The sequence below is a fragment of the Sphingobium fuliginis genome (assembly GCF_015074805.1).
Classification (GTDB): Bacteria; Pseudomonadota; Alphaproteobacteria; order Sphingomonadales; family Sphingomonadaceae; genus Sphingobium; species Sphingobium fuliginis.
Window position 1 is genome coordinate 1,717,122 of record NZ_CP060035.1, and the last position, 24,567, is coordinate 1,741,688.

29 protein-coding genes are annotated in these 24,567 nt (G+C 64.2%); 19 read left to right on the plus strand and 10 right to left on the minus strand.

Annotation, left to right across the window (positions count from 1 at the left end; genetic code table 11):
• Positions 1-14: 14 nt before the first annotated feature.
• From H5V43_RS08155 to H5V43_RS08175, 5 genes are all read left to right on the plus strand, one after another.
• Positions 15-1,013 (plus strand): hypothetical protein, encoded by a 999-nt coding sequence (locus tag H5V43_RS08155; protein ID WP_025550212.1) that lies wholly within the window; start codon positions 15-17, stop codon positions 1,011-1,013.
• 170 nt (positions 1,014-1,183) lie between these two features.
• Positions 1,184-1,396, plus strand: coding sequence for a cold-shock protein (locus H5V43_RS08160; RefSeq protein WP_007684722.1), 213 nt, complete (start codon positions 1,184-1,186; stop codon positions 1,394-1,396).
• A gap of 62 nt (positions 1,397-1,458) precedes the next feature.
• Positions 1,459-1,635 carry a hypothetical protein gene (locus H5V43_RS08165; protein ID WP_165363300.1) on the plus strand — a complete coding sequence of 59 codons (177 nt, stop codon included), beginning with the start codon at positions 1,459-1,461 and terminating at the stop codon, positions 1,633-1,635.
• A gap of 128 nt (positions 1,636-1,763) precedes the next feature.
• Entirely contained in the window at positions 1,764-1,982 is a 219-nt protein-coding gene (locus tag H5V43_RS08170) for a hypothetical protein (RefSeq protein ID WP_025550213.1), read from the plus strand.
• A gap of 170 nt (positions 1,983-2,152) precedes the next feature.
• Positions 2,153-2,497, plus strand: coding sequence for a glycine zipper 2TM domain-containing protein (locus H5V43_RS08175; protein WP_025550214.1), 345 nt, complete (start codon positions 2,153-2,155; stop codon positions 2,495-2,497).
• Between the two features lie 57 nt (positions 2,498-2,554).
• Here H5V43_RS08175 and H5V43_RS08180 read toward each other — a convergent pair whose 3' ends face one another.
• The 4 genes from H5V43_RS08180 to H5V43_RS08195 form a co-directional block, all read right to left on the minus strand.
• Positions 2,555-3,487: an electron transfer flavoprotein subunit alpha/FixB family protein gene (locus H5V43_RS08180; RefSeq protein WP_025550215.1), complete on the minus strand. Its 933-nt coding sequence runs from the start codon at positions 3,485-3,487 to the stop codon at positions 2,555-2,557.
• Positions 3,484-4,233 (minus strand): electron transfer flavoprotein subunit beta/FixA family protein, encoded by a 750-nt coding sequence (locus H5V43_RS08185; protein WP_025550216.1) that lies wholly within the window; start codon positions 4,231-4,233, stop codon positions 3,484-3,486. The genes H5V43_RS08180 and H5V43_RS08185 overlap by 4 nt, the downstream gene beginning before the upstream one ends.
• 126 nt (positions 4,234-4,359) lie before the next feature.
• Positions 4,360-5,559 carry an ADP-forming succinate--CoA ligase subunit beta gene (sucC, locus tag H5V43_RS08190; protein WP_025550217.1) on the minus strand — a complete coding sequence of 400 codons (1,200 nt, stop codon included), beginning with the start codon at positions 5,557-5,559 and terminating at the stop codon, positions 4,360-4,362.
• Between the two features lie 140 nt (positions 5,560-5,699).
• Complete coding sequence (locus H5V43_RS08195) at positions 5,700-6,032, minus strand: hypothetical protein (RefSeq protein WP_025550218.1); 333 nt, start codon at positions 6,030-6,032, stop codon at positions 5,700-5,702.
• A 70-nt stretch (positions 6,033-6,102) separates the two neighbouring features.
• On the opposite strand from H5V43_RS08195, the gene H5V43_RS08200 reads away from it, so the two are divergent.
• Positions 6,103-6,501 (plus strand): low affinity iron permease family protein, encoded by a 399-nt coding sequence (locus H5V43_RS08200; protein ID WP_025550219.1) that lies wholly within the window; start codon positions 6,103-6,105, stop codon positions 6,499-6,501.
• On the opposite strand, the gene H5V43_RS08205 is transcribed toward H5V43_RS08200, so the two are convergent.
• Positions 6,498-6,677: a hypothetical protein gene (locus H5V43_RS08205; RefSeq protein ID WP_025550220.1), complete on the minus strand. Its 180-nt coding sequence runs from the start codon at positions 6,675-6,677 to the stop codon at positions 6,498-6,500. The genes H5V43_RS08200 and H5V43_RS08205 overlap by 4 nt on opposite strands.
• 93 nt (positions 6,678-6,770) lie before the next feature.
• Here H5V43_RS08205 and H5V43_RS08210 point away from each other — a divergent pair, with 93 nt between their 5' ends.
• From H5V43_RS08210 to H5V43_RS08230, 5 genes are read left to right on the plus strand one after another with little or no spacing between them, the layout of a single operon-like run.
• Entirely contained in the window at positions 6,771-7,028 is a 258-nt protein-coding gene (locus tag H5V43_RS08210) for a hypothetical protein (protein WP_128830805.1), read from the plus strand.
• A gap of 40 nt (positions 7,029-7,068) precedes the next feature.
• Positions 7,069-8,457, plus strand: coding sequence for a glycosyl transferase family protein (locus H5V43_RS08215; protein ID WP_025550222.1), 1,389 nt, complete (start codon positions 7,069-7,071; stop codon positions 8,455-8,457).
• The gene (locus H5V43_RS08220; RefSeq protein WP_025550224.1) at positions 8,454-9,515 is read left to right on the plus strand and encodes a hypothetical protein; all 1,062 of its coding nucleotides are present in this window, start codon (positions 8,454-8,456) and stop codon (positions 9,513-9,515) included. The genes H5V43_RS08215 and H5V43_RS08220 overlap by 4 nt, the downstream gene beginning before the upstream one ends.
• A 49-nt stretch (positions 9,516-9,564) precedes the next feature.
• On the plus strand, positions 9,565-10,479 hold the full coding sequence (locus tag H5V43_RS08225) for a sulfite exporter TauE/SafE family protein (RefSeq protein WP_025550226.1): 915 nt from the start codon (positions 9,565-9,567) through the stop codon (positions 10,477-10,479).
• A complete protein-coding gene (locus H5V43_RS08230; RefSeq protein WP_025550228.1) occupies positions 10,476-11,237 on the plus strand; it encodes a TIGR02186 family protein in 762 nt (253 codons plus the stop codon). Before H5V43_RS08225 ends, H5V43_RS08230 begins: the two co-directional genes overlap by 4 nt.
• Here H5V43_RS08230 and H5V43_RS08235 read toward each other — a convergent pair.
• Entirely contained in the window at positions 11,234-11,704 is a 471-nt protein-coding gene (locus tag H5V43_RS08235) for an Lrp/AsnC family transcriptional regulator (protein ID WP_025550230.1), read from the minus strand. The two genes, H5V43_RS08230 and H5V43_RS08235, sit on opposite strands and share 4 nt — an antisense overlap.
• Before the next feature lie 117 nt (positions 11,705-11,821).
• Here H5V43_RS08235 and alr point away from each other — a divergent pair, with 117 nt between their 5' ends.
• The 8 genes from alr (at position 11,822) to H5V43_RS08275 (ending at position 20,870) form a co-directional block, all read left to right on the plus strand.
• Positions 11,822-12,964, plus strand: a complete 1,143-nt coding sequence (gene alr / locus H5V43_RS08240) for an alanine racemase (protein ID WP_099185659.1) — start codon at positions 11,822-11,824, stop codon at positions 12,962-12,964.
• Positions 12,961-14,214, plus strand: coding sequence for a D-amino acid dehydrogenase (locus H5V43_RS08245; protein ID WP_025550232.1), 1,254 nt, complete (start codon positions 12,961-12,963; stop codon positions 14,212-14,214). The genes alr and H5V43_RS08245 overlap by 4 nt, the downstream gene beginning before the upstream one ends.
• 19 nt (positions 14,215-14,233) lie before the next feature.
• A complete protein-coding gene (locus tag H5V43_RS08250; protein ID WP_025550234.1) occupies positions 14,234-14,584 on the plus strand; it encodes a RidA family protein in 351 nt (116 codons plus the stop codon).
• A 170-nt stretch (positions 14,585-14,754) separates the two neighbouring features.
• The gene (locus tag H5V43_RS08255; protein WP_025550236.1) at positions 14,755-16,854 is read left to right on the plus strand and encodes a TonB-dependent siderophore receptor; all 2,100 of its coding nucleotides are present in this window, start codon (positions 14,755-14,757) and stop codon (positions 16,852-16,854) included.
• An 8-nt stretch (positions 16,855-16,862) separates the two neighbouring features.
• Complete coding sequence (locus H5V43_RS08260; protein WP_128830806.1) at positions 16,863-17,441, plus strand: hypothetical protein; 579 nt, start codon at positions 16,863-16,865, stop codon at positions 17,439-17,441.
• Positions 17,438-18,784 (plus strand): PepSY-associated TM helix domain-containing protein, encoded by a 1,347-nt coding sequence (locus H5V43_RS08265; protein WP_025550240.1) that lies wholly within the window; start codon positions 17,438-17,440, stop codon positions 18,782-18,784. Before H5V43_RS08260 ends, H5V43_RS08265 begins: the two co-directional genes overlap by 4 nt.
• Before the next feature lie 104 nt (positions 18,785-18,888).
• The gene (locus H5V43_RS08270; RefSeq protein ID WP_025550241.1) at positions 18,889-19,728 is read left to right on the plus strand and encodes a shikimate 5-dehydrogenase; all 840 of its coding nucleotides are present in this window, start codon (positions 18,889-18,891) and stop codon (positions 19,726-19,728) included.
• Between the two features lie 134 nt (positions 19,729-19,862).
• A complete protein-coding gene (locus H5V43_RS08275; RefSeq protein WP_025550243.1) occupies positions 19,863-20,870 on the plus strand; it encodes a class 1 fructose-bisphosphatase in 1,008 nt (335 codons plus the stop codon).
• A 234-nt stretch (positions 20,871-21,104) separates the two neighbouring features.
• Here H5V43_RS08275 and H5V43_RS08280 read toward each other — a convergent pair whose 3' ends face one another.
• The 4 genes from H5V43_RS08280 to H5V43_RS08295 form a co-directional block, all read right to left on the minus strand.
• Complete coding sequence (locus tag H5V43_RS08280) at positions 21,105-22,145, minus strand: rod shape-determining protein (protein ID WP_025551712.1); 1,041 nt, start codon at positions 22,143-22,145, stop codon at positions 21,105-21,107.
• Between the two features lie 114 nt (positions 22,146-22,259).
• Complete coding sequence (locus H5V43_RS08285) at positions 22,260-22,640, minus strand: TadE/TadG family type IV pilus assembly protein (RefSeq protein WP_025551710.1); 381 nt, start codon at positions 22,638-22,640, stop codon at positions 22,260-22,262.
• Complete coding sequence (locus H5V43_RS08290) at positions 22,637-23,110, minus strand: TadE/TadG family type IV pilus assembly protein (protein ID WP_025551708.1); 474 nt, start codon at positions 23,108-23,110, stop codon at positions 22,637-22,639. Before H5V43_RS08290 ends, H5V43_RS08285 begins: the two co-directional genes overlap by 4 nt.
• Positions 23,107-24,363 (minus strand): pilus assembly protein TadG-related protein, encoded by a 1,257-nt coding sequence (locus H5V43_RS08295; RefSeq protein ID WP_025551706.1) that lies wholly within the window; start codon positions 24,361-24,363, stop codon positions 23,107-23,109. Before H5V43_RS08295 ends, H5V43_RS08290 begins: the two co-directional genes overlap by 4 nt.
• Positions 24,364-24,567: the final 204 nt, after the last annotated feature.

The window sequence follows — 24,567 nt, forward strand, 5'->3', positions numbered from 1 at the left end:
AAAAGGGCCTTGCCATGACCTGCCAATTCCCTCCCCTCCCCACCCCCGCGCAGCAGATCCGCGCCGACGGCTGGAGCCCCGCTCGCCAACGCGCCTTCCTTGAAACCCTCGCCGCCACCGGCATCATTCTCTCCGCCTGCGAAGCCGCCCACATCAGCCCGCGCTCGGCCTATGCCCTGCGCATCCGCCGCGACGGCGCGGCCTTTCGCCTGGGCTGGGACGCCGCCATCCTCATCGCCCGCGCCCGCCTCGCCGACGATCTGCTCGCCCGCGCCCTCACCGGCCATGAGGAGGTGATCCGCAAGGACATGGACGCAGGCGAAATCACCCGCCACCGCCACGACAACCGCCTCGCCATGTCGATGCTCTCCCGCCTCGACCGCATGGCCGACAGCCCGCCGCAGGGCAGCGACGCCGCCCTCGCCCGCGTGGTGGCGCAGGATTTCGCCGCCTATCTCGACATGCTCTGTCCGGAGGATCAGGCGCAGCCCGACCGCCCCGACGCCCCGCCCCACCCCATGGCCGCCGATGCGGACCACGCCGCCCTGCCCGACCCCGCCTCCGAAGAGGCGCCCGCCATCGAACAGGCCGCCGCCGCCTTGTCGCCCGGCGCCTCCGCCGCGCTGTTCGTCGCCGCGCGCCTGGCGCTGGGCGAGGGTGGCAAGGCCCCGCTCTTCCCCCTCGATGGACGGTGTGAACTTCGGCCCATTCCGGCCGCTCCGCCGGTCGACCGCGCCAGTTTCCCGCCAGACGAAGCCGCCGCCCGGCTGCGCGGCATCTGGTGGGATGAGGAAAGGGACGGCTGGCGCACCGACTATCCCGCGCCGCCCGGCTTCGACGGCGACGAAAGCGACGCCCTCTACGACATCGACGCCTATGAGCGCGACCTGACGACGGCGGAGGAACAGGCGCTGGCCCTGCGGGTGGAGGCGGAGCGCCGCCCCTATGAACATGCCGCCGCCCGCGCCCGCGACGCCTTTTTCGGCTTCGCCGCGCTGGCGGGAGCAGCATGATCGCACCCGCCGATTTGCTATTCCGCCCCCATGCCCCTATATGGGGAAGGCTATAGTCGCAAATCGACGGTCTTTCGGCGCTTTGCGGCACCAAACTTCCTTCTTTCCCTGCCCCTCTAGCGCAAGGCCCGTCCACACGGGACGCGCCCACGTAAAGAAGGAAATACCCCATGAGCATCATCGGAACCGTCAAATTCTTCAACGCCGACAAGGGCTATGGCTTCATCGCTCCCGATGACGGCAGCCCGGACGCCTTCGTCCACATCTCCGCGGTGGAGCGCGGCGGTCTCGCCACCCTGCGCGAAAAGGACCGCGTCTCCTACGATCTGGAGCAGGACAAGCGCGGCAAGATGGCGGCGGTGAATATCCAGCACGCGCAATGATGCGCCGCTGACAGGCCGGGCGCCGCCCACGCGGCGCCCGCCACTCTTGAAAGGAGCATCCCATGGCCAACCCCGATTTCCGCGCCCTCGCCCGTCAGGCCCGGAACGAAGCCGACGCCGCCACCCTGGACAATGTCCGCCAGCGCTGCCTGCGTTCCGAAGCCGCCTTTCTGGTCATGGCCCGACGACAGGAATATGTCGACGAAAGCCGCGCCCGCCGCGCCGCCGCCACCAACTGAACGGCGCCGGCCGGCCCTGCCACTCTTCGCATCGCCGGCCCCGCTCGCCCTGCCGCACCGCGCCGGAACCGATCCGCGCCGCCAATGTTATCCTTGCAAATTCCCCACGGAACAAGGAGCCCCCACCCATGATCCGCACCCTGATCTTCGGCGCGATCGCAGGCTATGTCGGCAAGAAACTCTATGACGAAGGCAAGCTGACAGAGTTCAAGGACGACCTCGTCGCCCGCTACAACCAGGCCAAGTCGGACCTCGACCAGCGCCGCGACAGCGACAGCACGGTGACCAGTCCCAACCTCGCCACGCCCGCCGCCAGCACCACCGGCGCCGCGCCCGTGACGCCCTGACGGCCCGACCCTTTCCTTTCCAGCGGTGAACACCCTCTCCCCGCTGGCATCACTGCCCGCCCGGCTGCCTTTCCCCCCTTTTGGTGCCGCGGCGGGCAGACTATTTCGCGCAACTTCCTCCCTTCCCAAGGGTTGTCACCCCAGCAGGGAAAGCACAGGAGAAAAGGACAATGCGCACCCCCCTATTGGCAGCGGCGCTGCTTGCAATGCCGTTGACGGCCTGCGTTTCGGACGGTGACGGTGGCCGCTACGGCTACGACCGCCCCGGCTACGGCCACCGCCCCGGCGGCCGGCCCATCGGCGACAACGACTATATCTACCGCGACAATGACGGCCGCTATTATTGCAAGCGCGACGACGGCACCACCGGCACCATAGTCGGCGCGATTGCGGGCGGCGTATTGGGCAACATCATCGCCCCCGGCGGCTCCAAGACGCTGGGCACCATCCTGGGCGGCGCCGGCGGCGCGCTCGCCGGCCGCGCCATCGACAAGAACGACGTCCGCTGCGAATAGAACGAAAAAGGGCGCGGACCCAAAGGCCCGCGCCCTCCTTCTGAACCCCGACAGGGCTTACAGCTTTTCGACCAGCTCCGGCACGACCTTGAACAGGTCGCCGACCAGCCCGATGTCCGCCACCTGGAAGATCGGCGCATCCTCATCCTTGTTGATGGCGATGATGGTCTTGGAATCCTTCATCCCCGCCAGATGCTGGATCGCCCCGGAGATACCCACGGCAATATAGACTTCCGGCGCCACGATCTTGCCGGTCTGCCCGACCTGATAATCGTTCGGCACATAACCCGCGTCGACCGCCGCGCGGCTCGCGCCGACCGCCGCGCCCAGCTTGTCCGCCAGCGGGAAGATCGTCGCCTCGAACGTCTCGCCGTCCTTGAGCGCACGGCCCCCCGACACGATCACCTTGGCCGAAGTCAGCTCCGGACGCTCCAGCTTGGCGATTTCGGCCCCAACGAAGGAGGAAATGCCCTTGTCACCCGTCGAAGCCACCGCCTCGACAGTCCCGTTGCCGCCTTTCTTGGCCGCCTTCTCGAAAGCGGTGCCGCGAACGGTGATGACCTTCTTGGCATCCTTCGACTTTACCGTCGCGATGGCGTTGCCGGCATAGATGGGCCGGGTGAACATATCCTCGCTCTCGACCGACAGAATGTCGCTGATCTGCATGACATCCAGCAGAGCCGCCACGCGCGGCGCGATATTCTTGCCATTGCTGGTGGCGGGCGCGACGAACGCATCATGATGGCTCATCAGCTCAACGACCAGCGGCGCGACATTCTCGGCCAGCGCATGACCGAAGGCGGCGGCGTCGGCGACATGGACCTTGCCCACGCCCGCGATACTGGCGGCTTCCGCGGCAACGCCGCCGACGTCCTGCCCCGCAACCAGCAGATGCACTTCACCCAGCTTCGATGCAGCGGTGACGGCGGAAAGCGTCGCGTCCTTGACCGCGCCGCCCTCATGTTCAACCCAAACGAGCGTCTTCGTCATGCTGCAACTCCCAGAGCCTTGAGCTTCGCGACCAGTTCATCGACATCGGCCACCTTCACGCCGGCCGAACGCTTGGCCGGTTCGGACACCTTGATCGTCTCCAGACGCGGCGCAATGTCCACGCCGTAATCGGCAGGCGCCTTGGTCGCGAGCGGCTTGCTCTTCGCCTTCATGATGTTGGGCAGCGAGGCATAGCGCGGTTCGTTGAGACGCAGGTCGGTGGTGACGATGGCGGGGACGTTGAGCTTCACCGTCTCCAGACCGCCGTCGACTTCGCGGGTCACGCTGACCTTGTCGCCTTCGACCTCCACCTTGCTGGCGAAGGTGCCCTGCGGCAGACCCAGCAGGGCCGCCAGCATCTGGCCGGTCTGGTTGCTGTCGTCGTCGATCGCCTGCTTGCCCAGGATGATCAGGCCAGCGCCTTCCTCTTCCTGCACCTTGGCGAGCAGCTTGGCCACGCCCAGCGGTTCGACCTCATCGTCGGTCTGGATCAGGATCGCCCGGTCGGCACCCATGGCCAGCGCCGTGCGCAGCGTCTCCTGCGCCTTGGCAACGCCGATCGACACCGCCACCACCTCGGTCGCCACGCCCTTCTCCTTCAGGCGAATGGCTTCCTCGACCGCGATCTCGTCGAACGGGTTCATCGACATCTTCACGTTCGCCAGATCGACGCCCGTCCCATCCGCCTTCACCCGAGGCTTCACATTATAGTCAATCACCCGCTTCACGGGCACAAGGATCTTCATCTCCAACATCCTTCCTTCATTCACGCCAAGCCCGCAAATGCGACGGCAAATGCAAGCAGGGGCGCGGGCAGCCCGTCTCCGGACCACCCGCACCCTTTTGGTGTCTTGTTCAGGCGAAAAGCTGCGTCAGGCTGCCTTCCTCACTTCCGCCACGATCTTCTTGGCCGCGTCGCCCAGATCGTCCGCCGGGACGATGGCCAGGCCCGACTTGGCCAATATGTCCTTGCCCTGCTGGACGTTCGTGCCTTCCAGGCGGACGACCAGCGGAACCGACAGGTTCACATCCTTGGCGGCGGCGACGATGCCGTCGGCAATGATGTCGCACTTCATGATGCCGCCGAAGATGTTGACCAGAATGCCCTTCACCGCCGGGTCCTTCAGGATGATCTTGAAGGCCGCCGTCACCTTTTCCTTGGAAGCGCCGCCGCCGACGTCCAGGAAGTTGGCCGGGAATTCGCCGTTAAGCTTGATGATGTCCATGGTCGCCATGGCAAGACCCGCGCCATTCACCATGCAGCCGATATTGCCGTCCAGCTTGATATAGGCGAGGTCATATTCCGAAGCCTCGACTTCCGCCGCATCTTCCTCGGTCAGGTCGCGCAGTTCGACGATGTCCTTGTGACGGAACAATGCGTTACCGTCGAAGCCGACCTTGGCGTCGAGGACGAGGAGGTTGCCCTGCTCGGTGACGGCCAGCGGGTTGATTTCGATCTGCGACGCGTCGGTCGCCAGGAAAGCGTCGTAGAGCGACGAAGCGACCTTGGCGGCCTGCTTGGCCAGGTCACCGGTCAATTCCAGCGCGGCGGCAACGGCCCGGCCATGGTGCGGCATGAAGCCGGTGGCCGGGTCGACGGCGAAGGTGTGGATCTTCTCCGGGGTCGAATGCGCGACTTCCTCGATGTCCATGCCGCCTTCGGTCGACACGACGAAGGCCACGCGGCCGGTCGCACGGTCCACCAGCAGGGCGAGGTAGAATTCCTTCGCAATATCAGCCCCGTCGGTGATGTAGAGGCGATTGACCTGCTTACCTGCTTCGCCGGTCTGCACCGTCACCAGCGTGTTACCGAGCATGTCGGTGGCGTGAGCCTTCACCTCGTCCAGGCTGAAGGCCAGACGGACGCCGCCCTTCGCGTCGGGACCGAGTTCCTTGAACTTGCCCTTGCCCCGGCCACCAGCGTGGATCTGCGACTTCACGACATAAAGCGGCCCGGGCAGCTTCTTGGCGGCTTCGACCGCTTCATCGACGGAGAAAGCGGCGTAACCGGCGGCGATCGGCGCGCCGTACTTCGCCAGCAGTTCCTTCGCCTGATATTCGTGGATGTTCATGGGGCTCGCCCGTCCTTTCCGCTGAAACTCTTGTGCCCAGCGGCTAAGCACAGGCAAAAGGGCAACACCAGCAAATTTCGCAAAATGACTTTGCAAAATTGCAAAACCTTTGCAAAGCGCAGGCCTTGTTTATTGCGAAATCAGCCGTCGATGGCGCAGACGATCGCCGCCTTGCTGGTCACGGCAAAGATCTCCGGATCCTCCAGCGCGCGGACCTTGAAGAGGAACCGGTCCACCGTCATGTCCCCCATGTGAGACTTGCGGAGCGATGCCAGCGACTGAAGCCTGCGGAGCTGCGTCAGACTCAGCCGATCAACCATCCTTTCGGCCATGCAGCCGGCCATGCGGGGCGATATACCCGCATCGATCAGCCCGGTGCGAAGGCGCGATTCGGGAGAGACCGTCGCGCAAGACATGAGGAGGAGCGAAGCGCCCAGCCCGCAGGCCAGCGAACGGAGGGGGATGGTTGTCATCCCTCCTTCATGGCAAGCATGGTCTGAACAGAGGCTAAATGCTGGCCGCGCCCAAGGGAGAAAAAGAGAGATGGACAGGATTTTCACGGCCTTTGCCCACCGGATCGCAAGCTGGTCGGGCCAGCCGGCCGCCTTCATCCTGGCCGTGCTGGTGATCCTGGGCTGGATCGTGACCGGCCCGATCTTCCATTATTCCGACACCTGGCAGCTCATCATCAATACGGGCACGACGATCGTCACCTTCCTGATGGTCTTCCTGATCCAGAATGCGCAAAATCGCGACGGCTCCGCCATACAGGCGAAAATGGACGAACTGATCCGCGCCGTATCGACGGCGCGGAACGAGTTCATCGGCATCGAACATTTGACCGAAGCGGAACTGGAGAAGATCAAGACGGTGCTGGAAAAGGAATGTGGCGACAATGAAACGCACCGCGAGTCGATAGAACGGCTGATCGAACGCCGCTAATGCGCCAGGTCGACCAGCCTTTCATTCTCACGGCGATAGGCGTCGATCTGATCGGTATAGCCGCGCGCAAGGCCTTCATAGGCCTCCCGGCCCTTCACCGACCGGCTCATCTGCGCGCGAATCAATGCAACTTGCTGTCTGTGCAGCAGATAGTTGACATCCATCTCCCCATTCATATTCACCCTCCTACCTGATCGCTGAAAGAGATTGGTTGGGGTTCGCATCCTGTGCGAGTCGCTCTACGGCGCGGTGACGATAGCATCGGCCCGATGGCCATGCGATTCCATCCGGCGCATGCGGAGAGCAGCCTGCCGGATATTCCCCCCCCTCAAAAGCGGGCCGCCTTGCAAAAGGAGGCTATCCACAATGGGTCAAAGCAGCAGCAAGCCAGCGAGAATGGCGGTCTTCGCCTGCTCGATGAGCAGCGAGGGCCTGAAAGCCACTGTTGGGGAAGGCTGGGGATCAATAAAAATTATTACGACTATGAAATGATTATTTGTTTGAGAATCAATTCTTTGCTGTCATAGCCACTCGTCGGGAACAGGGGGAGCTCGATCCGTGGAGGCAATGATCTTCGCTTATCTGGCGAGGGTTCATCATGAAATTCTGCTGTTCGCGGTGGTGGCGCTGGCGATCGGTGGCATGGACGATTTCATCATAGACCTGGTCTTCCTGTGCCGAAGGCTGTGGCGCAAGCTGATTGTCTATTCCCGTCATCGACGAATGACGACCCTCACCCTGCCCGCCTCCCCGCAACCCGGCCGCATCGCCATCTTCATCCCAGCCTGGCAGGAAGCCGATGTGATCGGCCCGATGCTCCGTAACGCGCTCAGCCACTGGAGGGACCAGGACTATCGGATCTTCGTGGGCGCCTATCCCAATGACCGGGCGACATTGGATATTCTCACGCCCTTGGCCGGTCGGGAAACGCGGTTGATCCTGTGCATCAACGAACGAAATGGGCCAAGTACGAAAGCCGATTGCCTGAATGTGGTCTGGCGCGCCATGCTGCGGGAGGAAGAGCGCACGGGGGTCCGGTTCAAGGCGATCGCCCTGCACGATGCGGAAGATGTCGTCCATCGCGACGAGATCAGGCTTTTCGACCTGATGATGGACCGGTTCCAGCTCGTTCAGCTCCCGGTCCTGCCCCTGCCCGGCCAGGGCGGCTGGTGGTCGAGGGCCATAGCCAATCATTACTGTGATGAGTTCGCGGAAAGCCATGGAAAGTTCCTGACCGTGCGCGAGGCCATGGGTGCGTCCATGCCCTCGGCCGGGGTGGCCTGCGCATTCGAGCGGCAAATGCTGGAAAGGCTTGTGAATCCGGCCAATGGCGGACCGTTCGATCCGAAATCGCTGACCGAGGATTATGAGGTCGGCCTGCGTATCAGCAATATGGGCGGGCGCGGCGTGTTCGTCCGCATGCGCGATGGGGAGGGCCAGCTTGTCGCGACCAAGGAATATTTTCCGGACAATCTGACGGATGCCGTCAAGCAGAAGGCGCGCTGGATGGTCGGCATCTCGCTTGCCGGATGGGATCGCATGGGCTGGCAGGGCGGCCCCGCCGAATGGTGGATGCGGATGCGGGACCGGGGTGCGGCGCTTTCCGCCTTCGTCCTGTTCACCGCCTATCTGGCGCTGCTGCTCTGGGGCGTGCTGCTTGCCGGGAGCCTGTTCAGCGCCTTCCCCGTGCCCAGACCCACGCCAGTGGTCGAAGCCCTGCTGTGGCTCAACTTCGGCTTCATGAGCTGGCGGATGGCGATGCGCGCGATTTTCTCGGGCATGGCTTATGGCTGGGCCTTCGGGCTGGGGGCGATACCGCGCACGCTGATCGCCAACATCATCGCGATGATGGCTGCCCGTCGGGCTATGTTCCTGTATCTTCAGTCGCTGTTCGGCAAGCCGCTGACCTGGGACAAGACGCATCACCGCTTTCCCGAGCTGGATTATCCGGGGTGAGCGAAGCCGCCACGGGGCGCCCGCTCCGCTTCTTCCTCCTCGTGATGGCGGGTTGGGTCGCGATCCGTCTGGCAGGTCCGGAGGGTGATCTTCCCCAAATGGCGAGGGAAATTGACGGCGAGGGGCGTTTTCACCCCACCGCCTATTCGAAGAAGAAGAAGAGCCCCGCAGCCGCGACGGGGCATGACGCACCGGCCTGGTTCGGTGAAATGCCGCAAAAGCGCCAGCATGCCGCCATCCAGCGCCCTATATTCAAGGACTCTCGACGCCTTGGGAGAAGGACAAGCGCGAACGCCGCCTTCCTGTCCATCGAAGAGAAGGCGGCGCCGGCAGCACAGAACCAGAGTGGCGGTCGCGTCGTTCCATCGAACAATCCTGCGCCAGCCTTGCCCCTCGCTTCCACGCCATCCGCAAGCGACGCCCGCTGGCATGGCAGCGCCTGGCTGCTCTGGCGCGACGGAAGCACGACCCGCGCCGATGCCGTGACGGGCGGCAGGCTGGGCGGATCGCAGGCGGGCCTACGCCTCGATTTCGACCTGACCCCGCGCTCATCGAGCCGGGCGGCCGCCTATGCGCGAGCCAGTGCCGCGCTGAACGAACCGGCATCTCCGGAAGGCGCGCTCGGTATCGCATGGCAACCGGCGCGCACCATTCCGGTCAGCTTCGCGGCGGAACGACGGATTGCACTGGGCAAGGGCGGGCGCAACGCCCATGCCCTGCTGGCGGCAGGCGGTTTCGGGCCGACGCCGGTGGCGCCCTCGCTGGAAGTCGAAGCCTATGCCCAGGGCGGCATGGTCGGCTTCCGCTCTCACGACCTGTTCGTCGATGGCAAGATGTCGCTGCTGTCGCCGCTAGGCCATTCGCCCATGCGGATCGGCGCGAGCCTTTCCGGCGGCGCGCAGCCGCAGGTCGAGCGGCTGGACATCGGGCCGGAATTGCAGGTCCGCCTGCCGCTCAGGCCGGTGAGCGCAAGGCTGAGCATCGAATGGCGGGAACGGATTGCGGGGCGCGCGGCACCGCCGTCCGGCCCGGCCGTTACGCTGGGCGCTGATTTTTAAGCGGGAGCGCCTTTATCTCTCCGCATATTGCGCTTAACCCAGGAAGCGCATGGATCTCTATCTGCCCATCGCCAACCTGTCGGTGAATGCGCTGGTCATCATCGCCCTGGGCGGCGTGGTGGGCCTGCTCTCCGGCATGTTCGGGGTAGGCGGCGGATTTCTGACGACGCCGTTGCTGATCTTCTACGGCATTCCGCCGACCGTCGCGGCCGCTTCGGCGGCGAGCCAGGTGACGGGCGCCAGCGTATCGGGCGTCGTCACCCATATGTCGCGCGGAACGGTCGATTTCCGCATGGGCGGCGTGCTGATCGCCGGCGGCGTGGTGGGCGCCGGCCTCGGCGTGCTGATCTTCCGCCTGCTTCAGGCCATCGGCCAGATCGACACGGTGATCGGCATCCTCTACGTGCTGATGTTGGGCGGCATCGGATCGCTGATGGCGAAGGAGTCCATCCAGGCGCTGATCGCGCTCAAGACCGGGCGGAAGATTCAGGCCCGCAAAAGACGGCACCATCCGCTGGTGGCGGCCATGCCGATGCGGTGGCGCTTCTATCGGTCCGGGCTGTATATTTCCCCGCTGGCGCCGCTGCTGCTGGGCATGGCGACGGGCATCCTCACCATGTTGCTGGGGGTCGGCGGCGGCTTCATCCTGGTTCCGGCGATGCTCTACCTGCTGGGCATGACGACCCAGTCCGTCGTCGGCACGTCGCTGTTCCAGATATTGTTCGTCACCATGGCGACGACGATGATGCACGCCATGACGACCCATGCGGTCGACCTGGTGCTGGCCCTGCTGCTGCTGATCGGCAGCGTCACGGGAGCGCAGGTGGGAACGCGCCTTTCGATGACGATCCGGCCGGAATATCTGCGCATCCTGCTTGCCGCGATCGTGCTGCTGGTGGCGGCACGCATGGCGCTGGGGCTGGGCTTTCGGCCCGATGAAATCTACACGGTGGAGATCCGGTGAGGCGGCGGGCGCTTCTGGCCCTGCCGCCGGCCCTGCTGCTGCTGACGGCGGCGGACGAACCGATGCTGGTGCCTGACGTGTCCCAGCGCGAGGTGGAAATACAATATAGCTTCACCGGCGCTGACCTGCTGCTGTTCGGCGCCATCGTCTATCCCGATGGGCGTCGGCCCAGCAAGCCGCCGGACATCATGGTCGTGCTGAAGGGTCCGGACCAGTCGATCACGATGCGCGAAAAGCAAAAGGTGGCCGGCATCTGGGTCAATGCCGACAGCGCGCGCTTCCGGTCAGCGCCCAGCTTCTACGCCATCGCATCGTCCCGACCGGTGGACAAGGTGGTCGATGAGCGAACGGCGGCGATCTATGAAATGGGCGTGGACAAGCTCCAGCTCTCCCCTTCCTCGCTCAACGACAGCGCGGAGCTGGACCGGTTCCAGAAGGGGCTGATCGACCTCAGGGAACGGGCCGGGCTCTATGTCGAGCGGCCGGGAACGGTGGAGATCACCGACGGCGTGCTCTACAGGGCGCGGCTGCCGCTTTCGGCGCGTGTGATCGTCGGCGACTATACGGCGGAAACCTTCCTCGTGCAGGATGGCCGCGTGGTGGCCGCCGCCGTGCGCGACATCACCGTCCGCAAGTCGGGCTTCGAACGCTTCATGGCCGTCGCGGCGGAACAATGGCCCTTCGCCTATGGTCTGGTCGCGATGATGCTGGCCGTTGGCATGGGATGGGCAGCAGGCGCAATAGCCAGGCGGGTTTAGCGCCGCGCCGCTTTCCTGGGCCGCAGCGCATCGCGCATGGCGATGCTGCTGTTGATCCGGGTGACGCCCGGCATGCGGGAGAGGATTTCGCTGTGGATCGCTTCATAGGCGGCCACGCTCTCGGTCTCGACGCGCAGCCAGTAATCAACGCCACCGGTCATCAGGAAACATTCGCGGATTTCAGGACATTGCCGCACGGCATGTTCGAAACGGGCGAGATAATCCTCCGTCTGCCGGTCGAGCGTCACCTGCACAAGGACATCGACGGCGCGGCCCTCCTTTTCCATCGGTGCGGTCACGATGGTATAACCGCGGATCACGCCGGCATCCTCCAGCATCCGGATGCGCCGGTGACAGGCCGAGGGAGACAAGCCGATCTCCGCCGCAATCTCCGAATTGGGACGCCGCGCATTGAGCCGCAGCAGGCGGATGATCGAGCGGTCCACGGCATCCAGCGATTCTGCCATTTTTTCCATTTCCTGCGAAGGATCGTTCAATTATCCCGTCACATTAGACGATCCTGCGGTCATTTGAGAGCATTTTTACCGAGCGCCGCGTTACCCTCCCTGCAAAAGGGGGCACATATGCAGTCCATCGATACCGCCGGAGCCGTGCTTCGCATCGACCTTGATGCACTCGTCGAAAACTACCGCACAATCCAGCGGCAGGTCGCCCCCGCCACCGTCGCCGGCGTGGTCAAGGCGGACGGTTACGGCCTGGGCGCGAACCTCGTCGCGCGCAGCTTGATCGGCGCCGGGTGCCGACACTTCTTCGTCGCGCATCTCAGCGAAGCCATGGCGCTCCGACCCATGCTGAGCGATGGAATGGTGCTGTTCATCCTCAACGGCCTGCAACCTGGCGCGGAAGGCGAGTGCGCAGCCATCGGCGCCATTCCGGTCCTGAACTCGCTCGACCAGATCGGGCGCTGGGCCAGGACGGCACGCACGCTGGAGCGGACCCTGCCCGCTGCGTTGCAGGTGGACAGCGGCATGTCGAGGCTCGGCCTTCCGCCCGAGGAGGTCGCCATTCTGCTTGCCCAGCGGGAAAGATTGGAGGGCGTGGACCTTCGCCTGCTGATGAGCCACCTCGCCTGCGCCGACGATCCCGATGCCCCCTCCAACGCGATGCAACGCCGGAAATTCGATGCGTTCAGCATGAATTTCCCCGGCGTGCCGCGCTCGCTGGACAATAGCGGCGGAAGCTTCCTGCCCGCCGATCATTTCGACATCGTCCGCGCCGGGATCGCGCTGTATGGCGGAGCCCCGCAGGGCGAGCGCCGGGAGATGCGGCCGGTGGTCTCGCTGGACGCGCGGATCATCCAGTTGCGGAACATCCCGGCGGGCGCAGCCGTCGGCTATGGCCTCACCTACCGTTGCGAGCGGCCGACGCAGATCGCGACGATCGCCGTGGGCTATGCCGATGGCTGGCCTCGCCACCTGGGCAACGGCGGCTCCGCCTATATCGACGGCCATCGCGCGCCGATAGCGGGACGGGTTTCGATGGACAGCATCACGCTGGACGTGACCGACGTGCCCGATGTGCTCCTCTATCCTGGCGCCCTGGTGGAACTTTTGGGGCCTCATCAGACAGTGGATCAGGTCGCCGCCGACGCCGGCACCATCGCCTATGAAATACTGACACAGCTCGGGCATCGCTATCACCGCTCCGTACGGGATGGCCGCGATCCGGCACAAGCGGAGCATCACGCCATGAAAGTCGCCATATGAGGGTCGCCATTCTGGGCAGCGGCGTCATCGGCGTCACATCCGCCTGGTACCTGGCACAGGCCGGGCATGAAGTGACGGTGATCGACCGGCAGGACGGGCCGGCGCTGGAAACCAGCTTCGCCAACGCTGGAGAAATCTCGCCCGGCTATGCCTCCCCCTGGGCTGCGCCGGGGATACCGATGAAGGCGCTGCGCTGGCTGTTCATGAAGCACGCCCCGCTGATCCTGCGGCCGCGGATGGACATGGCCATGCTACGCTGGATGGTGGCGATGCTGGGCAATTGCAACGAACGCGCCTATGCCATCAACAAGAGCCGGATGGTGCGCCTGGCGGAATATAGCCGTGACCGGCTGATCGACCTGCGGCGCGAAACCGGCATCGCCTATGATGAGCGGTCGCGGGGCACCTTGCAGCTTTTCCGCGAGCAGAAGCAGCTTGACGGCATCGCGAAGGACATCGCCGTGCTGAAGGCGGACGGAGTGCCTTTCGAAGTGCTGGATGCGGCAGGTTGCATCGCGGCGGAACCGGGGCTGGCAGGCAGCGGCGTGCCTCTGGCCGGGGGCCTGCGGCTTCCCAATGACGAAACCGGCGACTGCTTCAAATTCACCAACGCGCTGGCCGACATGGCGAAGGCGAAGGGCGTGACCTTCCTCAACGGACGGACCATCGGAAGGATCGCCGTCGACAATGGAAAGGTCAGCCATGTCGAAACCGACAGGGGCCATGTCGTGGCCGACGCCTATCTTGTTGCGACGGGCAGCTATTCCCCGCAGCTGCTGGCCCCGCTGGGGATCAGGCTGCCGGTCTATCCGGTGAAGGGCTATTCGATCACCGTTCCGATCGTCGATGAGGCAAGGGCGCCGGTGTCGACCCTGCTCGACGAAAGCTACAAGGTTGCGATCACGCGGCTGGGCGACCGTATTCGTGTGGGCGGCATGGCGGAACTGTCGGGCTATTCCAAAGGGCTGCCCAGGGCGCGGCGTGATACGCTGGAATATTCGGTGGGTTCGCTCTTTCCGGGCGCAGGCGATCTGGGCGGCGCCAGCTTCTGGTCCGGGCTGCGGCCGATGACGCCGGACAGCACGCCGGTCATCGGGGCGACGAAAGTCCCAAACCTCTTCCTCAACACCGGGCATGGCACATTGGGGTGGACCATGGCCTGTGGGTCGGGGCATGTGATCGCGGACATCATCGGCGGGGGCAGGCCCCGGATCGAAACCGCCGATCTTGCGATCAGCCGCTATTCATAACCGAAAAGGAGCCTTTCCCATGACCATCACCCGCATCGATCGCGGCCCGCGCATGAGCGAGGCCGTCATTCATGGCGACACCATCTATCTGGCGGGGCAGATCGGCGCGCCCGGCGAGAGCGTCACGGCGCAGACCCGGGCCGTGCTGGCCGAGATCGACGCCCTGCTGGAACGCACGGGCAGCAGCAGGAACCATATGCTGAGGGCGCAGATCTGGCTGGCGGACATGAACGACTTTGCCGAGATGAACGCGGTGTGGGATGCGTGGATCGCGGATGCCGAAGCACCCGCCCGCGCCACGGGCGAGGCGAAGCTCGCCAGCCCCGATTACAAGGTCGAGATCATCGTGACCGCCGCCAGGGCGAAGTGAATCGTGCAGGTGGAATGCCGTGCGGCAAGGCACGGCATTCCACCCAAAGCGTCGTCTGAAAAGGAGACGCACGACTTATATTCATATATTTATTGCGATTGACTTGCATTATTATGAGCAATAAGGCCCTTTCTGCCGGCTGCATCCGGCAAGAAAAAGGGTCCGTCCGCATGTCCATCGCTTTCCGTTCCGTTCTGCTCACCCCTGTCCTTGCCGCTTGCTGGGCGTCGCCCGCCCAGGCCGACGTGCTGGCGGAGGCAGACAATATCGTCGTCACGGGCACGATCACGGATGAGAATGCATCGGCCACCGGCCTTGCCCTGACGCTGCGCGAAACGCCGCAGTCGATCACCGTCGTCGACCGCGAACGAATCCAGGATTTCGCGCTGACCAATGTGAACGACCTGCTGACCCAGATGGTCGGCATCAATGTGGAGCGGGTGGAGACCGATCGGACCTATTATAATTCGCGGGGGTTCGACATCACCAATTTCCAGGTCGACGGCATCGGCCTGCCTTTGCGCTGGGGCATCCAGTTCGGGGACCTCGACACCATCCTGTTCGAGAATGTCGAGGTGGTTCGCGGCGCCAATGCGATCATGACCGGGGTCGGCAATCCGTCCGCCACGATCAACTATGTCCGCAAGAAGCCGACCAGGGAATTGCAGGCCTCCCTCTCCGCCATGCTGGGAAGCTGGGACGACCGCCGCGTGGAAGCCGATATTTCGGGCCCGTTGAATGCGTCGGGCACGCTGTCGGCACGGCTGATCTTCGCCCATGAGGACAGGGACAGCCACCTCCGCTACAATCATGTCGACCGCAACGTCTATGGCGCGATCTTGGATTGGGAGATCACGCCGCAATTAAGGGCGTCGGCCGGCTATACCCGGCAGGACAATGACGCGGACGGCGTGTTGTGGGGCGCGCTGCCGCTGCTCGACGATAATGGCGATCGGATCGCCTATCCGCGTTCGGCCAGCACTTCGGCCGACTGGACCTATTGGAACGTCAGCGACGAAAGCGCATGGGCGGAACTGGCCTATGCTTTCGGCAATGGCTGGAACGCCCGCGGCCGCTTCACCTATAATCATCGCAGTTCGGGGGCGGAACTGCTTTACGCCTATGGCTATCCCGATGCGGCGACGGGCGTCGGCGTGACGGGGATGGCGGGCAAATATCGCTCCCCCTCCGACCAGTATCTGGGCGATTTCTACGCTTCCGGCCCAGTGACGCTGTTCGGGCGCGAGCATCAACTCGCCTTCGGCCTCTCCACCGGCAGGACCGACGGCCGCGAATATGAGCAAAGCGGGCTGGCTGCCGTCGCCTACCCCGCTGTTGCCCAATGGGCGTTCAACCGCACCACGCTGATCGAACCCGACTTCACGCAGGAAAGCCTGGAGGAAGAGGTGACGGACCGGCTGACGCGGGCCTATGGCGCGCTGCACGCCAATCTGGCCGACAGGCTGAAGGCGGTCGTCGGCGCCAGCGCCTTCTGGCTCAAGACTACCGGCGCATCCTACGGCACGGACCAGTATCGCAAGAACAGCGCGGTCGGCCCCTATCTGGGCCTGGTGTTCGACGCCACGTCCAACATCAGCTTCTATGCGAGCTACACCGACATCTTCAATCCGCAGGACAAGGTCGACATCACCAACCGCCGGCTCGATCCTGCCAAGGGCAGCAGCATGGAGGGCGGCATCAAGAGCGAATGGTTCGACAAGCGGCTCTATGCCAGCGCCTCGCTCTTCCGCGCGAAGCAGAAGAACCTCGCGGAGCAGGCCGGCGTGTTCGGCGCGGGCGATCCGGGGCAGGTGGGCGACGTCTATTATGCGGGCGTCGACACCACGGCCAAGGGTTTCGAGATCGAGCTGACCGGCCGCGTGACGGACCGCTGGTCGGTAAGCGGCGGCTATACGGGCCTCAGGATCCAGGATCAGGCCGGGAACCGCGCCCGCACCTACCTGCCGCGTCAGTCGCTGAAACTTGCCAGCACCTATCATATTCCCGAGTGGCGCGACCTGAAGCTGGGCGCACAGTTCCGGTGGCAGAGCGACATCAGCACCCTCGACAGCACGGTCGGCCGCGACATCCGGCAGAAGGATTATGCGGTGTTGGACCTGATGGCCAGCATCAAGCCCATCGACAGGCTGACCGCCAGCATCAATGTGCGCAATGTGACCGACAGCAAATATCTGGGCAGCCTGATGTGGGGGCAGGCCTTTTACGCGGCCCCCCGCAGCGTGATGGGCACCTTGCGCTTCGATTATTGAGGATGATGGTGAACCAGCCTTCCCTTCTGCTCTGGACCAGCGCGCTTTTGGCGGCGGCGGCGGTGTGCCTGCTGCGCTTCTCATGGGGCAGGGCGCTACGATCGGCTCCGCTCAACGCTGCTGCCTGGGGGTTGCTCGCCTTTGCCCTGACGATGGGAATGGCGGGAGGCGGCGCCTGGGGCGTTGCCATGGTGACGCTGGCCGCGCTGGCAATGGCCTTCTGCTGCCTGGCCCTTGCCGCCGCGACCGCGCCACCTGGCAAGACCGGCGCCTCCAACCGCCGCGCCCATATGCTGCCGGAAGGACAGGAGCCGTTGCGCATCGGCGGGCGGATGGTCAGCTTTCTGCTCAGCGTGCCGGGTGCGATGCTGGTGGCGCTGATCCTGGGACTGGCGGCGCGGGGCACGGCCAGAGCGCTGGGCGCGCATGAGGCCGACGGCAATGTGCTGATGCTGTTCCTGATGCCGCTGCTCTGGGCGGTGATGGCCATGCTGATCCTGCTCTGGCCGCAACGGCGGCGGCAAGTGGGACTGCTGACGGCCCCTGCCCTGCTGGGTCTGGCCATGCTGTGGATGGTCCGGCCATGAACCTTGGCCTGTCCAAAACGCTGGTCCAACGGGGCCTGTCCGCCCATGCCGCCATCGGCCTGCTGGCAAGCGCATTGCTCTATATCGTCTGCCTGACCGGCACGGTGACGGTGTTCTACGAGGAATGGCAACGCGCCGAGCAGCCCGATGCTCCGGAAATGCAGCGGATCGCGCCCGATGCGGTGCAACGCGCCGTGGCTTCCGTGCTGGCAAGCGAGAAGGACCGGAAAGCGACCGAGCATCTCTACGTCCATCTGCCGACCGACGCGCTGCCCCGCACGACCGTCACCACCGACCATCAGGCGGTGCATGTCGACGATCAGGGACGGGTGGTCGCGAAGGAGTTGAACGGATGGTCCGAATTCCTGCTGAACCTGCACTATACGCTGAACATTCCCGGCATGGTCGGCCTGACGATCGTAGGCGGACTGGGGGTGATGACCATCGCCCTGTCATTGACTGGCCTGATCGCCCATCCCCGCATCTTCCGCGATGCCTTCCGCCTGCGGGCGCGGGACCGGGGTGGCCTCGGGCTGGCGGACTGGCATAACAGGCTGGGAGTGTGGACCCTGCCTTTCGCGCTGGCGATCGCCCTGACCGGCGCGATGATCGGCCTGGGATCGATCAACGTCTATGGACTGGCGCAAGGCTTCTACAAGGGCGATATGGAGGCGGCCTATGCGCCGATCTTCGGCGCTGAGGGCAAGCCGAATGCCAAGCCCGCCCCGTTGGCGGACGTGGCCGCCGCGTTGCAGACGATGACCGCCCGCTTTCCGGAGGTGCGTCCGATCTACGTCTTCATGCACGAACCGGGAACCGCGGGGCAGCAGCTACAGGTGCTTGCCCTGCCGCAGCGACGGCTGGTCTATGGCGAAACCTATAATTTCGATCAGGCCGGGCGCTTTCTGGGGACGGTCGGCCTGGCGGACGGCGCGACGGGACAGCAGGTGGCGGCGTCGGCCTATAATCTGCATTTCGGCAATTATGGCGGACTGCCGGTGAAGATCGCCTATCTGCTGCTGGGTGGAGCGCTTTGCGTGGTGATCGCGACGGGCACTTCGATCTGGCTCGGCAAGCGGGAGCGGCGCGGCTACCGGCAACCGCGCTTGCGCAACGGGTGGAACGCGATCGTCTGGGGTTCGGGACTGGCCCTGGCCCTGACGCTGCTGGCACGGCTGTGGATCGGCAATGCGGCGCCGTTCAAGACGATCTTCTGGCTTTCGCTGGCGGTGCTGGTGGTCCTGAGCACCGCCTTGCCGGAGCGGTACCGCGTGCGGCGTGCCCTGCAATGGAGCCTGGGCATCTGCGTCGCGGCGCTGGTGCCGGCGGTGCTGGGGGGATAAGCGCTCCTGCGCCGATCCGGCGGACAAAGGGCATGGATGGTCGCTCTCGTCATTGATCCCATGCCGGTGGCTGTCTAGGCCATGCGCGAGGAGACCATCAGCTTATGAAACCACCCATTGGGCGGGATACCCGCTTGTGCATGTCCCTGTCCGGACGGCCCGGCAATGCGGGATCGCGCCTGCACAACCGGCTCTACGAACTGCTGGGACTGGACTATGTTTACAAGTCTTTCAGCACGACGGACCTGCCCGCGGCCATCGGCGGCATCAGGGCATTGGGCATCCGGGGATGCGCCATCTCCATGCCCTTCAAGGAAGCCGTGATCCCGCTTGTCGACCGGCTGGAGGAATCGGCGCGGATCATCGACAGCGTGAACACCATCGTCAATGACGGGGGCGTCCTCACCGGCTACAATACGGATTTCGTGGCGGTTCGCGACCTTCTGGAGCGGCGGATCGCAAACCCCCAGCCCTTTCTGCTGCGCGGCAGCGGTGGCATGGCGAAGGCCGTTGCGGCGGCGCTGCGGGACGCGGGCTTCGACAAGGGCACCATCGTCGCCCGCAATGAGGCGGCGGGCCGAGCGCTGGCGGAACAATATGGCTATGCATGGCAGCCCGCCCTGCCCGATACGGGCGCGCCCCTGCTCGTCAATGTGACGCCGCTTGGAATGGAGGGGCCGGATAGCGAGGCGATGGCCTTTCCGGCCGACTTTATCGCCGCCTGCGACATCGCCTTCGACGTCGTGGCACAGCCGGTGGATACGCCGTTCGTCCGCGCCGCACGGGCGGCGGGGAAGGCGATCATCTCCGGCGGGGAGGTCATTGTGCTGCAGGCCGTCGAGCAATTCGCGCTCTATACCGGCATCCGGCCGACGCCGGAACAGGTGCGGGATGCCACGCTATTCGCGCATGGGCCAGAGGTCGCGGCCAGTCTCGAAGCGTGAACGGGTCGTCCTTCGTCACAGGGGCGTCACGAATTGGCGCTTTTCCGACGCCTGTCTGGCCGCTACGGCATTCCCTGGTTCCATGCATGGCGTGCGTTCGGCGCGCCATATTCTCTTGAGCGAGTAAACCGCCTATGCAGTCCGTCACCCTCACCCGCTTCCTGATCGAGCAGCAGCGCGAGGCCAATGCCATCCCGCCGCAATTGCGCCTGCTGATCGAAACCGTTGCGCGCACCTGCAAGACGATCAGCCACAGCGTGTCCAAGGGTGCGCTGGGCGAAGTGCTGGGCAGCCTGGGTAGCGAGAATGTGCAGGGGGAGGTCCAGAAGAAGCTGGACGTCATCGCCAACGAACTGCTGCTGGACGCCAATGAATGGGGCGGACATCTGGCCGCCATGGCTTCGGAGGAGATGGAAACGATCCATCGCATCCCCAATCGCTACCCCAAGGGCGAATATCTGCTGCTGTTCGATCCGATCGACGGGTCCAGCAATATCGATGTCGACCTGAGCGTGGGCACCATCTTCTCCGTGCTGAAGGCGCCGGAGGAATGTTCGGGCCGTGAGGTGACGGAACAGGATTTCCTTCAGCCGGGCACGCAGCAGGTGGCGGCGGGCTATGCGATCTACGGACCGCAGACGCTGCTGGTGCTGACCATCGGAACCGGCGTCTATGAATTCACGTTGGACCGGGAAATCGGCTCCTGGCGGATGACGGATGGACCGATGCAGATGCCGCAGGGCAATGCCGAATTCGCCATCAACATGGCGCGTCGGCGGCAATGGTCGCCCGGCATCGCACGCTACATAGAGGAACGCATCCAGGGCACCGAAGGGCCGCTGGGCAAGGATTACAACATGCGCTGGACCGCTTCGATGGTGGCGGATGTGCATCGCATCCTGAAACGGGGCGGCATCTTCCTCTATCCCGCCGATCACCGCTACGCCGACAAGGCCCGGCTGCGGCTGATGTATGAGGCGAACCCCATGTCCTTCCTGGTCGAGGAGGCGGGCGGCGCGGCCAGCAACGGCTATCAGCGGATCATGGACGTCAAGGCGACCGGACTGCACCAGCGCGTCGGCGTCGTGCTGGGCGACAAGGCCGAGGTGGAAACCGTGGTCGCCTATGGGCGCGAGGAATAGAATCCCGACGCACAGGCGCGGCCTGGAGGCATGTCCTGTTTGGCCAATCCAAGACATTCCCCTCCCGCAGGCGGGAGGGGTTAGGGGTGGGCGCGAGCGTAGCGAGCTTCCAGCTTAGCCGTTGCAAAACAGCGCAGATGCCGCGCCAGCCCACCCCCTAACCCCCTCCCGCCTGCGGGAGGGGGAATGTCCTGATTCCACCCCATTCCCGCCGTCACTTACGGCAGGTGGATGTCAAGAAACCGTCAGCACCCCGTCATAGGCGCGGTCTTCCAGCGCCCGGCCTGCGCCCATGGCCACGCAGATCAGCGGCTTGTCCGCGACCGTGACGGGCAGCCCCGTCGCGTCGGACAACGCTTCGTCCAGACGCCGGAGCAGCGCGCCTCCGCCGGTCAGGGTGATCCCTTCCTCGATGATGTCGGCGGACAGTTCCGGCGCGGTCTGTTCCAGCGCGGTCATCACCGCCATCTTGATCTGGCCGACCGGCTCGGACAGCGCATCCGCGATTTCCGCCTCGCTGATCGACATTTCGGCGGGGCGGCCGTTCACCAGATCGCGGCCCTTCACCGTCATCCGGCGGCCTTCGCCATCGGGTGAGGTCGCCGCGCCCAGTTCGCATTTCACACGTTCGGACGTCGCTTCACCGATCATCAGATTATGCGTGCGGCGAATGTGGGAGGCGATGGCATCGTCCAGCCTGTCGCCACCGACCCGTGCCGAGCTGCTATAGGCGATGCCCCGCAGGGACAGGACGGCGACCTCCGTCGTCCCGCCGCCAATGTCGACCACCATCGCCCCGCGCGGCTCGGTGACGGGCAGGTCGGCGCCGATCGCGGCAGCCATGGGTTCCTCGATCAGCTGGACCCGATAGGCCCCCGCGTTGGAGGCGGCGTCGCGCAGGGCGCGGCGTTCAACCATGGTGGAACCTGTCGGTACGCAGATCACCACTTCATGGCGGCGGCCGAAGCGGTTGGCGCCGTTCAGCGCCTTGTCGATGAAATGCTTGATCATCTGCTCGGCCACGTCGATGTCCGCGATCACCCCGTCGCGCAGCGGCCGGATCGCCTGGATGCCGGCCGGCGTCTTGCCCATCATCAGCTTGGCTTCGTTGCCGACCACCTTGACCTTGCGGATGCCGTCGCGCGTCTCGATCGCGATGACGGAGGGTTCGTTGAGGACGATACCCCGGTCGCGCACATAGATGACCGTGTTGACGGTGCCGAGGTCGATGGCCATGTCGCAGGCGGAAGAGGAAAAGAAGCGCGGCAGTTTCATGCGAATGGCGGACAATCTGTGCAGGGGAAGCGGGATGGCATCCCCTGCACAGCCCCCTCTCCAAGCAGAAGCAGGGTGCGACAGCCCGTCCGGTATCCGGGGCCAGTTGAGGCGTTAATAGGCTCGCCGGGTATAGCTGATCGATATGGCCGGGGTCTGGTAAAGGATGAAATTCAATGGCCGGGAATAGGTCATGGTGATTTCCCTGTAGGAAACGCCATATTGCGTGCCCTGCACGACCGTCGGATCGTTGGTGTAGGTCGGGTCGAGGCCGAATTCACGGCTCTTCACCTTGGCGATGATCTCAGCGTCGGTGGGCCTGGGAAAGATGCTGGCATAGCGCGCGCCTTCGTCGACCGCATGTTGCAGGCCGGTGCGCGCGCAGGCGATGATGCCGAGTTGCAGCGCGCCCATCAGCAGCATGATGAAGGGCGGCACGGCGAGAACGAATTCGATCGCCGCCGCGCCGCGCTGGTCGCGTATCAGGCGCGTCATTGCAGGCGCACCGAGGCCGAGCCGGTGAGCGCGATGCCCTGGGACGACCATCTGCTGCCGGGGGCAAGTTTCGCGAACATCGGCGTATAGCTTCCTGAAATGCTGATCGCGACATAGCGCTTCGTCTGCTGGCCGTCGGGGCAAGGAACCTCCGGGCTGGCGGTCTGCACAGTGGCATTGCAGAGCAGCGTGGGCGTGACGGTGACGTTGCCGGTTGGAACGCCGGCTGCCGCAGCGGCGTCTGCGGCCAGATTATTATAGGCCTTCGAAGTGTCTGTGGTGTCGTTGGTGTAGCCGCCCGCGGCCGCCAGTTGCGCCGTGCGCTCCGCCGCGCGCTGGAGCCCGATCTTCGCCTTGAACGCCATGGCGACATCCCCCGCCATGCAGGTCAGCAGGACCAGGACCGGCATGATGATCGCCAGTTCGACGGTGCTGTTGCCGTATCGGTCGGAGAGAAGCCGCTTCATCATCCCACCAGCTTCACCAGCGTGGCTGTGAATTTATCGACTCCCGTATCTTTGCATTGATTGACGATATTGCTGTTCCCGATGAAGGTGACGCGCTTGCCCACCATCTTCACGCAGTCGGTGGTCATGCCCGATGTGCCGCTGAATGACATCGCCTGGCCCGGAAAATAGAAAGCGCCTTGCAGGACGGAACTCGCATTTCCGTTGATCGTGTTGGTTCCCGAATCCAGCGCGCGCCGGTCCTGATAGAAGAGGACGCCATGATAAGGGTCACTGAGGTCCGTCGGCGCCTTCAGGTTGAGCGTCGCACCGCCATTGATATTGACGTTGGCGATGGAACTGGGGTTATTGGCTGCGTTACTGCTGGTCAGGATGATGGTGACGCCGGTGCCGTTGATCACCGCCTGCGAGCCCACATCGAAAGTGCCACCGTCGACATAATAGACGCCGGGTGCCATGGTCAGCGTGCCCTTGATGTCGAAGCCCTTGTAGCAGCCAGGTTGCAATGGTGGACTCACTACGCTTTGTTGTGGGTTAACGCTGACCTTGGCCGAACAGCCGGATACGTTGGGAGTAGGCAGCCCAGCATAGGGGTCCAGCACCGGGATGCTGTAGGGCAGCAGCGTGGTCGGCGAGACATAGTTGGAACTGGACGTCAGCCCGCCCACCGCCGCCACCGGCGTCGCCGTCACCGTGCTGCTGCCGCCTGCATAGACGGCGTTGGATGCCCGCGAATTGGTGGCGATGCCGCAGCCCAGATTGACCGTGGCATTGCCCTGGAGCGTGATGCCGACCGCACTCGTCTTTTCGAGCGAGACGACGCAATAGTCGCCGCTGCCCACCACGGCTGCGGTCGCTTCACCATAGATGACCGGCGCTTTCACCCCCAATATCTTCGAAAAGGGCAGCTCCGCCGAGGTTTGCAGCACCACGCGAACCGCCTTGCTGTTGCCGGCATAGGAACCTGTCGTCGGCGCATTTTCGATCGTAGGGGTTTGCGTCAGGGTGACCAATGACATGCGGTTGATGTCCGATGTCGCGCTGTCCGACGCGCTGAAGCCCTGCGCGACCGCATAGGCTCCTGCCAGCGCGGCGCTGTCCGCCTGGCGCTGGATCTGTCGTTTCCAGAGGGTCCATTGCACCGTGTCTGTCGCCAGGCCCGCCGCGCCGACCAGTACTGGCATGGAGGCTGCGGCCATCATCAGGACATTGCCCGTCCTGTCCCGCAGCAACCGCCCCACCGCTCTGCCGAACATTCCCATTCCCTTCCTGCGTGGAGCATCGCTCCAGATCACAGGCGGGGTTTTAAATATTATGGGTTAATGAAATATGATTTTCCAACATAAATTAGTTATATTGAATAGTATATAACTTTAGTTATATCAATATAGATAGAAATTAATTGATTTATTTTCGCATCTATATTCGAAATAATACCGATAAACTATAATATATTGTGA

Coding starts and splice junctions, on each gene's coding strand:
- H5V43_RS08155 (WP_025550212.1), top strand. CDS start 15: ATGACCTGCCAATTCCCTCCCCTCCCCACCCCCGCGCAGCAGATCCGC.
- H5V43_RS08160 (WP_007684722.1), top strand. CDS start 1,184: ATGAGCATCATCGGAACCGTCAAATTCTTCAACGCCGACAAGGGCTAT.
- H5V43_RS08165 (WP_165363300.1), top strand. CDS start 1,459: ATGGCCAACCCCGATTTCCGCGCCCTCGCCCGTCAGGCCCGGAACGAA.
- H5V43_RS08170 (WP_025550213.1), top strand. CDS start 1,764: ATGATCCGCACCCTGATCTTCGGCGCGATCGCAGGCTATGTCGGCAAG.
- H5V43_RS08175 (WP_025550214.1), top strand. CDS start 2,153: ATGCGCACCCCCCTATTGGCAGCGGCGCTGCTTGCAATGCCGTTGACG.
- H5V43_RS08180 (WP_025550215.1), bottom strand. CDS start 3,487: ATGACGAAGACGCTCGTTTGGGTTGAACATGAGGGCGGCGCGGTCAAG.
- H5V43_RS08185 (WP_025550216.1), bottom strand. CDS start 4,233: ATGAAGATCCTTGTGCCCGTGAAGCGGGTGATTGACTATAATGTGAAG.
- sucC (WP_025550217.1), bottom strand. CDS start 5,559: ATGAACATCCACGAATATCAGGCGAAGGAACTGCTGGCGAAGTACGGC.
- H5V43_RS08195 (WP_025550218.1), bottom strand. CDS start 6,032: ATGACAACCATCCCCCTCCGTTCGCTGGCCTGCGGGCTGGGCGCTTCG.
- H5V43_RS08200 (WP_025550219.1), top strand. CDS start 6,103: ATGGACAGGATTTTCACGGCCTTTGCCCACCGGATCGCAAGCTGGTCG.
- H5V43_RS08205 (WP_025550220.1), bottom strand. CDS start 6,677: ATGAATGGGGAGATGGATGTCAACTATCTGCTGCACAGACAGCAAGTT.
- H5V43_RS08210 (WP_128830805.1), top strand. CDS start 6,771: ATGGCCATGCGATTCCATCCGGCGCATGCGGAGAGCAGCCTGCCGGAT.
- H5V43_RS08215 (WP_025550222.1), top strand. CDS start 7,069: ATGATCTTCGCTTATCTGGCGAGGGTTCATCATGAAATTCTGCTGTTC.
- H5V43_RS08225 (WP_025550226.1), top strand. CDS start 9,565: ATGGATCTCTATCTGCCCATCGCCAACCTGTCGGTGAATGCGCTGGTC.
- H5V43_RS08235 (WP_025550230.1), bottom strand. CDS start 11,704: ATGGCAGAATCGCTGGATGCCGTGGACCGCTCGATCATCCGCCTGCTG.
- alr (WP_099185659.1), top strand. CDS start 11,822: ATGCAGTCCATCGATACCGCCGGAGCCGTGCTTCGCATCGACCTTGAT.
- H5V43_RS08245 (WP_025550232.1), top strand. CDS start 12,961: ATGAGGGTCGCCATTCTGGGCAGCGGCGTCATCGGCGTCACATCCGCC.
- H5V43_RS08250 (WP_025550234.1), top strand. CDS start 14,234: ATGACCATCACCCGCATCGATCGCGGCCCGCGCATGAGCGAGGCCGTC.
- H5V43_RS08255 (WP_025550236.1), top strand. CDS start 14,755: ATGTCCATCGCTTTCCGTTCCGTTCTGCTCACCCCTGTCCTTGCCGCT.
- H5V43_RS08265 (WP_025550240.1), top strand. CDS start 17,438: ATGAACCTTGGCCTGTCCAAAACGCTGGTCCAACGGGGCCTGTCCGCC.
- H5V43_RS08270 (WP_025550241.1), top strand. CDS start 18,889: ATGAAACCACCCATTGGGCGGGATACCCGCTTGTGCATGTCCCTGTCC.
- H5V43_RS08275 (WP_025550243.1), top strand. CDS start 19,863: ATGCAGTCCGTCACCCTCACCCGCTTCCTGATCGAGCAGCAGCGCGAG.
- H5V43_RS08280 (WP_025551712.1), bottom strand. CDS start 22,145: ATGAAACTGCCGCGCTTCTTTTCCTCTTCCGCCTGCGACATGGCCATC.
- H5V43_RS08285 (WP_025551710.1), bottom strand. CDS start 22,640: ATGACGCGCCTGATACGCGACCAGCGCGGCGCGGCGGCGATCGAATTC.
- H5V43_RS08290 (WP_025551708.1), bottom strand. CDS start 23,110: ATGATGAAGCGGCTTCTCTCCGACCGATACGGCAACAGCACCGTCGAA.
- H5V43_RS08295 (WP_025551706.1), bottom strand. CDS start 24,363: ATGTTCGGCAGAGCGGTGGGGCGGTTGCTGCGGGACAGGACGGGCAAT.